Origin of the sequence: Paracoccus sp. T5, assembly GCF_048538155.2 — a bacterium.
In the GTDB taxonomy this organism is placed as follows: domain Bacteria; phylum Pseudomonadota; class Alphaproteobacteria; order Rhodobacterales; family Rhodobacteraceae; genus Paracoccus.
Genome location: NZ_CM135809.1, coordinates 2,211,575 through 2,226,096 on the forward strand (window position 1 = coordinate 2,211,575; position 14,522 = coordinate 2,226,096).

At 70.3% G+C, this 14,522-nt stretch carries 13 protein-coding genes; 1 reads left to right on the forward strand and 12 read right to left on the reverse strand.

Annotated elements, in window-relative coordinates:
- Nucleotides 1–7: 7 nt before the first annotated feature.
- The 10 genes from ACNR9W_RS10925 to flgB all read right to left on the reverse strand — a co-directional run bounded on the left by ACNR9W_RS10925 (nt 8) and on the right by flgB (nt 10,509).
- The gene (locus ACNR9W_RS10925; protein ID WP_419267287.1) at nt 8–3,982 is read right to left on the reverse strand and encodes a FlgK family flagellar hook-associated protein; all 3,975 of its coding nucleotides are present in this window, start codon (nt 3,980–3,982) and stop codon (nt 8–10) included.
- On the reverse strand, nt 3,979–4,272 hold the full coding sequence (locus tag ACNR9W_RS10930) for a rod-binding protein (RefSeq protein WP_419267286.1): 294 nt from the start codon (nt 4,270–4,272) through the stop codon (nt 3,979–3,981). The genes ACNR9W_RS10925 and ACNR9W_RS10930 overlap by 4 nt, the downstream gene beginning before the upstream one ends.
- A 7-nt stretch (nt 4,273–4,279) precedes the next feature.
- Entirely contained in the window at nt 4,280–5,398 is a 1,119-nt protein-coding gene (locus tag ACNR9W_RS10935; RefSeq protein ID WP_419267285.1) for a flagellar basal body P-ring protein FlgI, read from the reverse strand.
- Complete coding sequence (locus ACNR9W_RS10940; RefSeq protein WP_419267283.1) at nt 5,395–6,045, reverse strand: flagellar basal body L-ring protein FlgH; 651 nt, start codon at nt 6,043–6,045, stop codon at nt 5,395–5,397. The genes ACNR9W_RS10935 and ACNR9W_RS10940 overlap by 4 nt, the downstream gene beginning before the upstream one ends.
- A 5-nt stretch (nt 6,046–6,050) precedes the next feature.
- Entirely contained in the window at nt 6,051–6,839 is a 789-nt protein-coding gene (gene flgG, locus ACNR9W_RS10945) for a flagellar basal-body rod protein FlgG (RefSeq protein WP_419267282.1), read from the reverse strand.
- 110 nt (nt 6,840–6,949) lie between these two features.
- Nucleotides 6,950–7,714 (reverse strand): flagellar basal body rod C-terminal domain-containing protein, encoded by a 765-nt coding sequence (locus ACNR9W_RS10950; protein ID WP_419267281.1) that lies wholly within the window; start codon nt 7,712–7,714, stop codon nt 6,950–6,952.
- A gap of 7 nt (nt 7,715–7,721) precedes the next feature.
- Complete coding sequence (locus ACNR9W_RS10955) at nt 7,722–8,993, reverse strand: flagellar hook protein FlgE (protein ID WP_419267280.1); 1,272 nt, start codon at nt 8,991–8,993, stop codon at nt 7,722–7,724.
- A gap of 30 nt (nt 8,994–9,023) precedes the next feature.
- Complete coding sequence (locus tag ACNR9W_RS10960; protein WP_419267279.1) at nt 9,024–9,689, reverse strand: flagellar hook assembly protein FlgD; 666 nt, start codon at nt 9,687–9,689, stop codon at nt 9,024–9,026.
- Nucleotides 9,690–9,709: 20 nt separating this feature from the next.
- Nucleotides 9,710–10,120: a flagellar basal body rod protein FlgC gene (flgC, locus tag ACNR9W_RS10965; protein ID WP_419267278.1), complete on the reverse strand. Its 411-nt coding sequence runs from the start codon at nt 10,118–10,120 to the stop codon at nt 9,710–9,712.
- Nucleotides 10,120–10,509 carry a flagellar basal body rod protein FlgB gene (gene flgB / locus ACNR9W_RS10970; RefSeq protein ID WP_419267277.1) on the reverse strand — a complete coding sequence of 130 codons (390 nt, stop codon included), beginning with the start codon at nt 10,507–10,509 and terminating at the stop codon, nt 10,120–10,122. The genes flgC and flgB overlap by 1 nt, the downstream gene beginning before the upstream one ends.
- A gap of 75 nt (nt 10,510–10,584) precedes the next feature.
- On the opposite strand from flgB, the gene ACNR9W_RS10975 reads away from it, so the two are divergent.
- On the forward strand, nt 10,585–11,319 hold the full coding sequence (locus tag ACNR9W_RS10975) for a hypothetical protein (RefSeq protein ID WP_419267276.1): 735 nt from the start codon (nt 10,585–10,587) through the stop codon (nt 11,317–11,319).
- A gap of 58 nt (nt 11,320–11,377) precedes the next feature.
- Here the strand turns inward: ACNR9W_RS10975 and rpoN are convergent, their stop codons facing one another.
- Both rpoN and ACNR9W_RS10985 read right to left on the reverse strand, forming a co-directional pair.
- Entirely contained in the window at nt 11,378–12,736 is a 1,359-nt protein-coding gene (gene rpoN / locus ACNR9W_RS10980) for an RNA polymerase factor sigma-54 (protein WP_419267275.1), read from the reverse strand.
- A gap of 186 nt (nt 12,737–12,922) precedes the next feature.
- Nucleotides 12,923–14,410 carry a flagellin N-terminal helical domain-containing protein gene (locus ACNR9W_RS10985; protein WP_419267274.1) on the reverse strand — a complete coding sequence of 496 codons (1,488 nt, stop codon included), beginning with the start codon at nt 14,408–14,410 and terminating at the stop codon, nt 12,923–12,925.
- Nucleotides 14,411–14,522 lie beyond the last annotated feature (112 nt).

The following is a 14,522-nucleotide window of genomic DNA, read 5'->3' on the forward strand; positions in this document are numbered from 1 at the left end:
TCTCCGCTCAGAACATGCGCAGGATGGTGTCGAACAGCTCGCGGGCGATCGTGACCGCCTGAGCCGATGCCTGGTAGGCCTGCTGCAATTCCACCAGGCGCGCGGCCTCGGCATCCAGGTTCACGGCGCCGATCGCCGCCTGCGCCCGCTCCGCCGCCTCGGCCGTGGCATCGGCGGTGGCCAGGCTGCGCCGCGCCGCCGCGACGCGCAGACCCGTATCGGCCTGCAGCCGCGACAGCCGGTCGCCCAGGCCCGGCGTGCCGCTGGCGGCGTCCCCGACCTGCAGCCGCGCCATGGCCCGCGCCGTATCGCCATTGCCCGATGCCGCGCCCGCAGGCAGAATCGAGAAGCGGTCGCCGCTCTGGGGTTGGCCGCCGAACTGCACGGTCAGCCCGCCGAACTGGCCGCGCCCGGCCGCATCCATGCGGCCCTCGGCCACGACATGGCGCGTCAGGCTGTCGCGCAGCACCAGCCGGCCCGTCGCGGCATCGGCGACCATCACCTCCAGCGCGCCGGGATGTGCGGGCGCGGCGCCCGCGGTCAGGTCGCCCGCCAGCCGCAGCGTGCCCTGACCGGTCATGGCCACGACCAGATCCTCGGGCGGCAGGTTGCGCAGGTCGATCTGCCGGGCCAGGCTGCCCCGCGTCTCGACCGCCAGGTCCAGCGCCGCGCCGGGCCCGGCCAGGATCAGGCGGCCATCCTCGGCCCGCACGGCCGCACCCGGCCCGCCAAAGCCCGCAGCCGGAACCGTGGCGATCTGAAGGCCACTGGCGGGGGCCGCGAATTCCAGCAACAGCGCGCCTGTCGCGCCATCCCGCGTCGCAAGGCCCGGAAATTCGGCGGGCGCCTGGACCGAACCATCGGCCAGCAGGCGCAGCACATGCGTCGCACCGCCCACCGTCACCGGCAGATCGGCCGGCAGCATCGCCCCGTCGGTCGGCTGGCCGGTCAGCGTCAGGCGCCCCTCGCCCAGCCCCAGCCCGAAGGCGGGCGAGGCTGGCGTGCCGATGCCCCCGCCGGCCCCCGCCGCGCGCAGCACCAGCCGGTTCTGGGCGTCGAACCGCGCGGTGATGCGATCAGGCTCGGGTCCCGAGATGACCGGGGCGCCCCGCTCCATCCGCAGGGTGTAATCGCCGCCGTCCAGGCGCAGCGACAGGGTCGCCCCATCGGGCGGCAGGCGGGCCAGCGCGCGGCCGGTCACCACCGCCTCGGGCGCACCGGCCCGCAGCAGCCGCGCCAGGCCGACGGCCATCTCCTGCGCCGAGGTTCCGGGCGCGAAGGCGGCCTGGGCATCGATGCCGTTCAGGCTGACGCGATGCAGGATGCCCCCCTGCGCCAGCGCCGGAACATCGGCAAAGGTCAGGCGCACGGCCGCGCCCGCCGCACTGGTGCTGACGGCCACCAGCCCGCCGGTGGCCGGCGCGGCCGAAATCGTACTCGGCCCCTCGGTCAGCTGGAATCCTGCCAGATGGGCCAGGCTGACCTGCCCCGACTGCCGCAACGCGCTGCCCGCAGCCCACTCCGCAGGCGCCGACAGCCGCGCGCCCGCAGCCGTCGCGCCCGCCACCGACAGCGCTCCGCCCGTCAGGGCCAAAAGGCCGATGTCATGGCCCCCGTCCTGGACCAGCAGCAGGCGGCTGCCGTCGGGCGACAGTTCGGCCCGGATGCCGGTCGCGATGCCAAGTGCGTTGACGGCCTGCGCCAGGGGCGCGGCATCGGGTCCGGCCAGCCTGGCCGAAATCCGCAGCGGCGTGCCGTTGAGCCCCGCCAGTTCAAAGCTGACGGGACCTGCCTGAAAACCCGACAGCTCCAGCGCGGTCGAGGCCTGCGCCGACAGTCCGGGGATCAGCGCCTGCATCCGCCCCGCGACCTGCGCGGCGCTGGCCCCTTCCGGCAGGGTCAGATCCGCCGCCGCCCCGGAGGCGTCGATCAGGGTCAGGCTGCGCGCCGGCACGGGCGGCAGGGGCAGCGCCGCCCCGAACCGGGTGCCCGCACCACCCAGCACCGCGCCATGCTGCGCCGAGGTTCCAAGACCGCCCAGTTCGACGCCGCGATAGCCTTCCGTCCCGGCCGAGGTCAGCGGCGTCGGATCATAGACCGCATCCGGCAGGAACCCGTTGCGGGCCGTCAGCAGCGCCGTCGCCTCGGCCGGGGTCAGGGGGCTGCCGGCGATGTGGCGGCCGTTGCGGGTGAGGATTTGGACCGTGCCCCCCGGCGCGGCACCTTGGGTCGGCACGCCGTCGATGCTGCCCGCGGGGCCTGTCAGGCGGACCTGCGGCGGCTGGTCGTTCCCGGGGCGCGTCAGCACCAGCAGATCCCCGTCCGCAAGGGCCACCATCCCCATCTGCGACAGACTGCGCCCGTCGCCGGTCCGCAGCCGCCCATCCGTCAAGGCGCCCGAGATCGCGGCAGCGTCCGCAATATCCGTCAGGTCAAAGACAGCGCCATCGACCTCCAGCACCCCGGCCCCGGCCACCGGCCCCACCGAGGAGGATGCGGGCTGCCCCAGGCTTGCCAGCCGCAGAACCTGGGTGCCCGTCGGAACCAGCCCCACCACGCCACCCAGCAGATCAACCCCCGCCGGGTCCAGAAGCGGTCCCAGGGCCGGGATCTGCGCCGCAGGGGCCGGCACGAAGGTCGCGGTCAGGCTGGCCGAGCCTAGATTGGAGGGCGCCGCCGCGCTGGCGAATGCGGATGCGGCCGCCAGCGCGGCAGGATCGGTCAGCGCCAGGCGCAGATCGGCGGCCCGTCCCGTCACCGGCGTCAGCGCAATGCGGTCGCCGTCGCGGGCAGTGCCCGCCAGATCGACCAGCACCCCGTCCAGCAGCAGCTGGTCGCGCCCGCGGCCCAACTCGGCCCCGGCCGCGTCCCGCGCGCGCCAAAGCCCTTCGGCCCCGTCAAAGACCAGCTCGATCGGCAACCGTGCCGCCGCAGCCGACAGGTTGGTCAGCGTGACCTGCACCCGCCCGGCATTCGACGCCGCGGGCTGCGCGCGCCAGCCGTCGATGGCAAACAGGTCGCCCCCCGGCAATCCGCGCAGATCGACGCCGCCGCGATGGACCCGGTTCATGGCGCTGGTCATCTCGCGCGCGAAGGCGTCCAGTTCGGACCGCGCCATGTCCAGCGCGCCCATCGCCCGCGACATGCCGCCCAGGCTGCCTGACGGCAGCAGCCGCGTCTGATGCGTGGTGCCGTCGGCGGCATCCACATGCAGCGTCAGCAGGTCGGGCGCCGAGACCGACAGGTTGGCCGTCCTGCCCCGGTCCAGCAGCACCGGGCCGGTTTCTCCGCCAAGGCGCACCAGCGCCTGTCCCGACCCGTTCAGCGTGACCGAAATGGGCAGGATACGCGCCAGCTGGTCCAGAAGCGCGTCGCGGCGGTCGGCCAGGGAATGGCCGCCGCTGTCGCCCTGCGGCATCTCGGACAGGGGGCGCGACAGCTGCGCCAGCCCCTCCAGCATGCGCTGCGCGTTGCGGACCTGTTCGGCGCTTTCACCCAGGATGTCGCGGCGCAGCACCTCCATCTCGCGCGCGAGGCCCGAGACGGAGGTGGTCAACGCCTGCCCCTGTTGCAGGACCAGCGTGCGCGTCGTGGCGTCGGTGGGGCTGGCGGCCAGGCGCGACAGGGAATCAAAGAAATTCCGCAGCGTCCCGTCGATGCCGTCGTCGCCGGGGATCATCAGCGTCTCGATCGCCTGCGCGCCGGACAGATGCGCCTCGGCCGCGGCCTGGCCACCACTGGCACGCCGCGCCCGGTCCGCCACCAGCGCATCGAAGGCGCGCCGCACATCGGCGGTGGTGACCCCCTGCCCGCCCGTCGGCAGCGTCGTCGGCGTGCTTTGCGCGCCCGTCGCGCTGACCGTTGCCACGTCGCGGCGGCGATAGCCCTCGGTATGGACGTTGGCGATGTTCTCGGCCGTGGTGGCCAGCGCTGTCCGATAGGCCAGGATGCCGCTGCGGCCGATGTCCAGGATGTTGCTCATTCGCCGACGCCACCCTTGGAGAACTGGCGGGCGATGGCCTCGGCAATGCCGAAGCCGGCGGCGGAGGCGGCGCTTTGCGACAGCTGCGTGTCCAGCATCTGCTGGGCGGAACTGACGGCCGAACCGCCGGTCAGGTCGTCTCCGGGCAGGCCCGCCCTTGCGCCCTTCAGCAGCGTGTCCAGAAACAGCGCCTCGAACCCGCTGGCGGCCTTGGCGATCTCGGCGGCGCCGGGGCGCGACGTTTGGGCTGGGGGAACGACGGCAAGCGCCGTGGCGGGCAGGATCTGCATGTCGACCTCAGATGATGACCAGTTCGGCGCGCAGCGCCCCGGCTTCGCGCAGGGCGTCCAGGATGGCGACCAGGTCCGCCGGGCTGACGCCGACCGCGTTGATCGCGTCGACCAGGCTGGAAAGCGACACGCCCGGATCGAAGACGAAGGCGCGGGCCGGTTCCTGGTCGGCCGAAATGGTGCTGTCGGGGGTTATGACGGCTTCGCCCGGCACGGCGACGGCGCCGTCCTCTCCGGTGACGACGGTCGTGCCGCGGCTGACATTGATGTCCTCGGTCACCCGCACGGTCAGCGATCCATGGGTGACGGCGGCGGGCGAGACGCGGACATTGCCGCCGATGACCACGGTGCCGGTGCGGGAATTGACCGCCACCCGGGCCTTGGGCGCGTCGGGCGTCACGTCGATGTTTTCCAGCATGCCCGCAAAGGCCACGCGCTGGCCGGGGTCGGCGGGCGCATAGACGCTGATCGAGGCACCGTCCACCGCGATCGCCGTGCCCGCCCCGAAGGTGTCGTCGATCGCCTTGGCCACCGCCGCCGCGGTCGAGAAATCGGGCCGGTGCAGGTTCAGAACCAGGTAGTCGGTGTTCAGGAAGGGGCTTTCCACCATCCGCTCGACCGTGGCGCCGCCGGGGATGCGTCCGACGGTCGGGATGTTGACCGTCAGGGATGATCCGTCCGCGCCTTCGACCCCCAGGCCGCCGACCACCAGGTTGCCCTGCGCGATGGCATAGATCTCGCCATCGGCACCCATCAGCGGCGTCATCATCAGGGTCCCGCCCTTCAGCGACTTGGACTGCCCCACGGTCGAGACGGTGACATCCAGCGTCTGCCCCTCCTTGAGGAAGGGGCCCAGTTGGGCGGTGACCATGACGGCGGCGGTGTTTCGGGCGTTCAGGTCGCGCGCGCTGACCTGCAGACCCAGGCGCGAGATCATCGATTCCAGCGATTGCAGCGTCAGGCCGGAATTGCCGTCGCCTGTGCCGGCCAGGCCCACGACGATGCCGTATCCGACCAGCTGGTTGGCACGCACCCCGGCGACCGCTGCCAGGTCCTTCAGGCGGTCGGCCTGGGCAACGGTCGGCCCGAACGCCAGGACCAGGGCAAGAAGGACCCGGGCGATCACAGCGGGTTCACCGTGGTCACGGCCCGGCCAAGCCAGCCGCGGCGCGCCGTGTCGGCGGTGTCACCGGCCCCCAGATAGCGGATGTCGGCATGGGCGATGCGGTCGGACATGACGACGTTGTCGGCGCTGATATCCTCGGGGCGGACGACGCCGGTCAGGCGGACATATTCGTTGCCGTTGTTCAGGGTCAGCCGCTTCTGGCCCATGATCTCCAGGTGCCCGTTGGCCAGCACCCGAACCACGGAGACCGACAGGCGGCCGGTGAAGGAATTCGACTGCGCCGCGCCGCCGCGCCCCGAAAAACTCTCGGCGGTCGACCCGCCCAGCCTGCCGCTGTCGAAGTCGCCCACCAGCAGCGACGGCAGCTCCATCTCCATCGACGCGGAACGGCCGGCATTGGCGGATTGCGACTTGCTGGCCTGGAACCGCTCGATGAACTGGACGGTCAGCACGTCGCCGATGCCTGAGGCGCGGCGGTCGCTGGCGAACAGCCCCCGCGTGCCCTGGTAATAGATCGACCCGGTCGGCACGGCAGAGGGCTCCGGCGCCTCGACATAGACGGGTTCGTAATTGGCGCCGGCGCGGTCCTCGACATAGGTGGCGCAGGCGCAGAGCGGCAGGACAAGGGTCAGGGCAAGGCGTTTCATGGTCATCACAACTTGTTGGTGAGATAGCGCAGCATCTCGTCCGAGGCCGAGATCGAGCGCGAGCTGATTTCATAGGCGCGCTGCGTCTCGATCATGTCGACCAGCTCCTGCACCACGTTGACGTTCGACGCCTCCAGCGCGCCCTGGACCAGCTTGCCGGCGCCATCGGCCAGCGGTGCGCCGACCGCGGGGGCCCCCGATGCCGGAGTTTCCACCAGAAGGTTCTCGCCCACCGGGCTCAGGCCGCGGGGGTTGGGAAACAGCGCCAGGGTGATCTGGCCGACCTCCTGAGCCTCGACCTCGCCGGGCAGGTTCGCCGTCACGATCCCGTCGCTGGAGATGACCAGCGACTGCGTGCCCTCGGGCACCACGATCTCGGGCTGCAGGACATAGCCGCTGTCATTGGTCAGCAGGCCCTCGGCGTTGCGGGACAGGCTGCCGTCGCGGCTATAGCCGATCCGCCCGTCGGGCATCAGGATCTGCAGGAACCCCTGCCCGTCGATGGCCACGTCAAAGGCGTTGCCGGTCGTCGTCAGCCCGCCCTGGGTATGGACCTTTTCGGTGGCCACCACCCGCACCCCGGTCCCCACGGCCAATGGCCCCGTCAGCGCGGTGTTTTCCGAGGTCTGCGCCCCGCCCGGCCGGTAGGTCTGATACAGAAGCGTCTCGAAATTGGCGCGGTCGCGCTTGAACCCGGTGGTGTTCACGTTGGCCAGGTTGTTGGCAATGACCTGCATCCGGGTCTGCTGCGCATCAAGCCCGGTGCGGGCGACATGCATCGCGTTGGTCGACATGGGGGCACCTCGTGTGGCCGGGTTCGGAAGGGATGGCGTCGTTCAGACAGGGATGCTGCAAGGTGCGTGCCAGCCTGGGGCCAGCCGGGGCCAGCCTTGTGCTGCGCCCGTTAGCCCGGCAGGCGCAACAGCGCCGATCCGGCCTCGTCGACCTCGCGCGCGGTCTGGATCATGCGCAGGTTCAGCTCGAAGGTGCGTTGCAGCTCGATGGAATCGATCAGCTCGGCGGTGGCGTTCACGTTGCTGCCCTCGCGGATGCCCTGCAGCACGCGGGGGTGCTGGTCGGGCGGCGGCAGGTCGCTGCCGTCGGCCATGCGGATGCGGCCGTCCAGCGACTTGCGCAGGTCCATCGCGTCGTCGGGATCGACCGTCGCCAGGACGCCCACCTGCACCCGTTCGCCCGGCGCCCCGCCCTGCGGCGTGACGACCACCTGGCCCAGGTCGTCCACGACGATCTCGGTAAAGGGCGGGACCACGATCGGCTGCAGGTTGGCGCCCAGCATCGCCTCTCCGGCGCCATTGACCAGCGTGCCGCCGGGCCCCATCTGCAGGTCGCCCCGCCGGGTCAGCGCCGGTTCGCCGCCGCCGGGGGGCAGGATGTAAAAGAACCCCCGGTCCGCGATGGCCAGGTCCATCGGATCGCCGGTCTGGTCCATCGGACCCGGCGCGCGCGAGAACCCGTGCGGGCCGCGTTCCAGCTGGAACGCGCGCCCGCTTTCGGCCTGGAGCATCTGCAGGAAATGCGCCGAGCCTTCGTTCTGCAGGTCGCGCCGAAAGCCCGGCACGGCCTGGTTGGCCAGGTTCTGCGCCGAGACGATCCGCGTGTCGCGCAGGTTGGCTAGCGAATTCAGCGCCGTGTGGACAAGCCGGTCCATGGCGGCCTCAGGTCCGCAGGTTCAGGATGGTCTGCATCATCCCCGACGATGTTTCCATCGCCTTGGCGCTGGCCTGATAGTTGCGCTGCGCCGTGATCAGGTTCACCAGTTCCTCGGTCAGGTCGACATTGGCCTTTTCCAGCGCCCCTGACCGCAGCGACCCAAAGCCCGCATCGCCCGGCGACCCGGCCAGTGCCGCGCCGGATTCGGCCGTCGCCGCGAAGGCCGCCCCGCCCATCACCCGCAACCCGCCCGGATTGGCAAAGTTGACCAGCGCCAGCTTGCCCTGGGCGATGCGGTTGTCGCTGCCATAGCTGGCAAAGATCGTGCCCTCGTTGTCGATGTCCAGCGTGGTCAGCTGGGTGCGCGCCTGCCCGTCATGGCTGGCCGACCGCACCTCGAAGGGGGCATCCGTCAGCCGCGACCGCGCCAGGTCCAGCGCGATGGGCCCGGTTTCGCCGGCAAAGGCAAAGGGCTGGGTTCCGGCCAGCGGCTGGCCCTCGGCGTCGAAGGTCAGGGTGGCGGCGGCATCCTGGGGCGCCAGCACCATGCCCGCCACCACCAGATGCATCCGGTAGCTGGTTTCCGGCGTCCCGGCCGTCGGGTTGCTCATGCGCACGAAATAGGCCTCGCCCGCGATGGCGCGCCCTTCGGCATCCGACAGCGGGACCGGCGTCCGGTGCGCCCAGGTGGTCGCATCGGCGGGATCAAAGGCCGCCGGCGGCACCGCCCCCTGGGCGCCGCCCATCTGCAGGTCGGAGGGCAGGCGCACCTCCAGCGCGACGGTCGATGTCGCGCGCGGTTCGCCCATCAGCAGCGGGATCTGCAGCGGGCCCGCCATGTTCACGGTCTGCGACAGGCCGCCCCCGTCGCTGGCCACCGGCCAGCCCAGCAGCTGCTGACCCGAGGCGTTCACGATCCGGCCGTCGGCCGACATGCTGAAGGCGCCGGCGCGCGAATAGAGCGTCTCGGGCGCACCGCCACGCGGATTGGCCTGGGGCCGCAGCGCAAAGAAACCCGGCCCCTCGATCGCCAGGTCCAGCCGGTTCCCGGTGCCCACGATGCTGCCCTGGCCAAAGTCCTGGGCGATGCGGGTCACCTGCGTGCCCGTGCCCGTCGTCGTGCGCGACACGGTATAGGGCGATTGGTTGAAGATGTCGGCGAATTCCGCGCGGCTGCCGCGAAAGCCGATGGTCGCGACGTTCGCGATGTTGTGGGATGTGGCGGCGATGTCGGTCTGTGCCGCCGAAAGCCCGGACAGGGCCGTGTTCATGGACATGGGAAAGCTCCTTGCAGCGATCTGGACGGGTTAGCGGAAGGACAGGATCTCGAGCGTGTTCAGCGCGCCGAAATCCTCGACCTCCAGGGTGACATCCTCGCCGCCGCCGGAGGCGCGGGCGGACAGGACGCGGGCATAGACCTGCGGATCGAGGTTGCGCACCACGCCCGCCTGAGAGGCGTTCAGCGACACCCGGACGGGAATGCGGCCGGCGATCTGCTCGCCCGACAGCTGGGCCCATTCGAACCCCACCAGCCCCGCGCCCTGGGCGCCCAGGTTCTGGGTGTGCAGGATCTCTCCGCTGCGGGCGTCGGCATAGGTGATGGCCAGCGCCTCGACCGGCTCGGTCAGCTCGACCGCGCCGCGGATCGCGCCGTCGGCATCGGGGCGCGCGACCGCGCCGGGCACCAGGACCGAATGCCCCAGCATGTTCGCCGCCATCGAGATGCGCATGTCGCGCGAGCCGGAATTCTGCCCCGCCAGCGTTGCGTTGATGCGGTCGATCCCCGCCACGGTCGAGAACTGCGCCATCTGGCCCAGGAACTCGGTGTTCTCCAGCGGCTTCAGCGGGTCCTGGTTCTTCAGCTGTGCGGTCAGAAGGCGCAGGAAATCCTGCTGCCCCAAGTTGTCGTTCCGCGGCGGCGGCGGGCTGGCCTGTGGTCCGGGCGTGGCCGACAGCGGGGTGATCTGGGTCATCTGCATCTCCTCCTCCGCCGTCACTGGCCCATGCCAAGCGTGCGGGACATCATCGTGCGCAAGGTCGACAGCGCCTCGAGCGTGTTCTGGTAATGGCGGCTGGCTTCCAGCATCTCGACCATCTCCTCCTCGACCTGGACGGGCGATTCATAGACGAAGCCTTCGGCATCGGCCTGCGGGTGGTCGGGGCGGAACATGCGCGCGGGGTCGCGGTCCAGCGCCACGATCCGTTCGGCGCGCGGGGCCGACAGGCCGCTGCCCGGCACGCCCTCGTCGACGACGAAGACCGGGCGCAGCGGCCGGAACGCCGCCTCGGCGCTGCCGGCGACGGTACCGGCATTGGCCAGGTTCGACGCGGTGGCGTTCAGCCGCTGCATCTGCGCCGACAGGGCGCGTGTGCCAAGGTCGAAGACGCTGTTGATCTGGCTCATCATTCCCCCCGGATGGCTGTCATCAGCCCGGATATGCGACGGTTGAGAAAGGTCAGGCTGGCCTGCTGGCGCAGCGCGTTTTCCGCGAACTGCACCTGCTCGACCGCCGGCTCGACGGTGTTGCCGTCCAGCGAGGCGCTGACCGGCACGCGCCAGCCGGGGCCGTTGTCGGGGCTGGCCGCGCTGCTGATATGGCCCGCATGCGTCGTGGCGGGGACGCCCGCGCCGCCCACCTGCCGGGCCAGTTCCGCCGCGAAGTCGATGTCGCGCGCCTTGTAGCCGGGCGTCGAGGCCTGGGCGATGTTCGAGGCCAGCAGTCCGGCCCGCCGCTCGCCGATGGTCAGCGCAGTTGCGTGAAAACCGATATGATCGCGAAGGTCGATCGTCATCTCTTTGCCTCCGATGGTGCGGGTCCTTGGCCCGATGCTTGCAAGCGCGATGCCAGATTGCGGAGGACGGCGGCGATGACGGCAAAAACATCCGAAAAACTGGTGGCCCTGGTGGCGCGGGGGCTGAAGGGCCGCACGGCCGAAGAGGCGGCCGGCCTGCTGGAGCAGCTGCCGGCGCAGGTCCCGGCCGATCCCCCGGCGCGGCGGCGCGTCCTGTTGGCGATGCGGATCGCGCTGCTGCGCCAGTCGCAGGGCGCGCGTCCGGTCCTGGTGCCGCCCCCGGCGCCGCCCGAGCCGGTCGAGACGCCTGAACCCGCCGTGGTCATCGCGCCGCCCCCCGCCCCCAAACGGCCGCCCAAGACGGTGATCACCTCGATCCGGCTGGAGGATGCGGCCCAGCTGCTGGCCGCAGCCTCCGAACCCGAACCGGTGCCGCCCCTGCCGGCCAAGCCCGTCCGTGAAGCCGCGCCCGAGCCCGAGGAAGCCGCAACGCCAGCCGAAATCGCCTCCACCTTCGTGGCGGACGCGGATTTCTGGAATTCCGACTTCGACGCGCCTTGGCCCGAGGCCAATCCTTCGACCGTGGCCGATGAACCCGCACCCGAACCTCCGCATGAGGAACCCGAGCCGCGGGACCTGCCGCCGATGCCCGACGAAGCGGAGGCGCCCGTCGAGGTCAGGAAGCCGCGCAAGCGCAAGAAGGCAGGCGCCGCGCCGGCCCCGATGGACGCCGCCGACGCCGCCGCGGCCATGAACGCGCTGTTCATGATGGGCGACGACGATGGCGCGGAGGGTTCCGGGACCCCCTGAACGGTATGGCGCCCGGCGCGCCTTTGCACCGGGCGTCAGCGGCTGCACCCGTTCGGCGTCAGCTGCGGCCGGACAGGATCGCCTGCCGCCGCCGGATCGAGGCGGTCGGGATGTTCAGCTGCTCTCGGTATTTCGCAACCGTCCGGCGCGCGACGGTGATGCCCTCGTCCGCCATCAGCCGGGCCAGCTGGTCGTCGCTCAGCGGGCGGGCCGCGCTTTCGCTGCGGATCAGCCGGCCGATGCGGTGGCGCACGGCCCCGGCCGAACCGCCCGTCTCGTGCTGGGTCGGCAGGGCCGCGGTGAAGAACTTCTTCAGCGGCAGCACTCCGTGCGGGGTCAGCATCAGGATGCCGGTCGTGACGCGGCTGACGGTGCTTTCATGGACATCGGCCGCGGCGGCGATCTCCTTCAGCGTCATCGGATGCAGGTGTTCGGGGCCCTGTTCCAGGAACCCGGCCTGGCGGCGCAGGATCTCCTCGCCGATGCGCAGGACGGTCCTGTTGCGATGCTCGACCGCGCGGGCCAGCCAGCGGGCCACCGACAGGCGCTCGGACACGTAGGTTCGGGCCTCATCGCGCACCTGCGCGGCGGCACCCTCGGCCGGGGCCAGCTGGCGGGCATCGTGCTCCCGGATGACCACGCGCGGCAGGGTCGAGCGGTTCAGCTCGATCTGCCAGCCGCCTTCGGGGGCCGCGCTGACGATCAGGTCGGGCGCGCGCACGGGATCGGACGTGGTGTCAAAACGGGCGCCGGGCTTGGGGTCCAGGCCGCGCAGGTCGCGCAGGATCGCGTGAAGGTCGGGAATGGTGCATTGGCAGATCCGCGCCAGCCCGTTCAGGTCGGCCGCGGCCAGCAGCGGCAGATGATCCAGCACGCGGGCGAACAGCGGCGACAGCAGTCCCCGTTCGGCGGCCTGCAGGCGCAGGCATTCGGCCAGGTTGCGTGCGAAGATGCCGGTCGGTTCCAGCGCCTGCAGGCGGGTCAACATCTGCCGGGCCTGAGCCCGCGGCACCCCGCCCCGCTGTGCCAGGTCGTCCAGCGTCGCGCCCAGCCAGCCCGACGGCTCCAGCGCATCGACGAAGACGGTGGCCAGCTCGATCTCGGCCTCGGTCATCTCCAGGGCGCCGATCTGGCCGGCGACATGTGTATAGATCGACACGGCGCGCGTGTCGGCCAGAGCGCCCACGCGGTCCCAGTCCTCCCGCTGTCCGCCGGCGACGCCCTGCGGGATCGGCACCGGCTTCAGGACGGCGGGACGGTTGGCGAATTCGACGAAGGGGTTTTCCTCGGCCTGGCTCTCGATGAAGGTCTGCAGTTCGGGATTGCTCATCTGAAGCAGGACGATGGCCTGGCGCAGCTGCTGGCTGACCACAAGCGACTGGCGGTGTCCAAGCGAATGGGAATGGCTGAGTTGCATGGCGTGGCTCCTTGACCAGACCACTTTCAGCACCCTGTCGCGCGGATTCCAAAATTTTCGTTTGACGGCACTAAAACGTCGGAAACCCGACGAACGATCGCCCGAAGGGGGCGAGAAAACCGTTGCAGCAAAAGACCCTTGGCGCGAAAGGCGCCAAGGGTTCCGAATGGATGTGTCAGGATACCATCAGCCGCGCAGCAGACTCATCACGTTCTGCTTGGAGGCATTGGCCTGGGCCAGCATCGCGGTCGCTGCCTGGCTGAGGATCTGACCCCGCGCCAGGTTGGTCGATTCCGCCGCGAAATCGGCGTCCATGATCTGCGACTTGGCGGCCTGGGTCGAGGTCGAGATGTTGGTCAGGTTCGAGATGGTCGAGTCGAGCCGGTTCGAGATGGCACCCAGGTCGGACCGCGACTGGCTGATCTTGGACAGCGCCGCGTCGATGACGTTGATCGCCTTGCCGGCGCCCTCGGCCGTGGACAGGTCGATCTCGGCCAGCTTCTCCAGCTTGCTGGCGTTGTTCGAGCTTTCGAAGAAGGCCGCGTCATCGGTGATGTCCGAGGAATGGACCGAGAAGACCTTTGTCGAGGACATCGTCACCTGCCCGGTCACCGTGGCATTCTCGCCGTCCGTCACCGTGGTGGTGCTGGTGAAGCTGGCATTGGCGGCCTCGGACCCGTCGGCGCTGAGCACGTCGACGTTCAGGGTCAGGTCGCCGCCTGCGCCGTCATCGGAGTCGAAGTTCGAGATGTTCAGGTTGGCACCGGTCGAGTCGGTCAGGATGATCTCGGTGTTGTTGGTGCCCATCTTGGCGGTGACGCCGCTTTCGGTGGTCTTGGCGTTGATCGCGTCGCGCAGCGAGCGCAGGTCCAGCGCGCCGCTGGCATCCTCCGAGATCGAGACCGGCCCGATGGCCGAGCCGTTCAGGCTGAAGGTCAGCTGGCCCTCGGCCAGGCCCGACAGCTTGGCCACGGTGCGCGCATTGGCCGAAACGCCCGTCTTCGAGGTTTCGGCATTGACCGCGGCGGCCAGGCCCTTGGCAGACATGCCGGCGGTCTGCGAGACCTCGGCCGAACCCGCATGGCCCGAGATGACCAGCTTGGTGCCGGCGGCGATTTCCGAGGCGCTGTCCTGCACGACGTTCACGTTCGAGCGCATCGTGAAGGCGCCGATCTCGGTGGCGCGGGTGCTTTCGACGTTGATCGCGACGGTGGTGTTCGCGTCGGCGCCGATCTGGAACTGCTTGCCGCTGAAGGTGCCGTCCATGACCTTCATGCCGTTGAAGGTGGTGGTTTCGGACACGCGGTTGATCTCCGCGATCAGCTGGCGGCTTTCCCCCACGATGTTGCCGCGGTCGGACGAGGTGTTGGTGTCGTTGGCCGACTGCACGGCCAGTTCGCGCAGGCGCTGCATCATGTTCGACACCTCGACATGGGCCGATTCCGTCGTGTCGATCAGGTTCTTGCCGTCGGTGGCGTTGCGGACCGCCTGGTTGAGGCCCATGATCTGCGAGGTCATCTTTTCGCCGATGGCCATGCCCGCGGCGTCGTCCTTGGCGGCGTTGATGCGCAGACCCGTCGACAGGCGCGTCATGGCGTTGTTCAGCTGGTTGTTGACGCGGGTCATGTTCGCCTGAGCGGACAGCGCGCCGATATTCGTGTTGATGCTGGTCATGTTCATCTCCTGGGTCAAGCGACGCGCCTCGCGGCGCCTGACAAGATGAACGGCGTTTCCGGCGAAAGTTTAGCCCGACCCGCAGATTCTGGCACAGAGCTTGCTGCAAGGG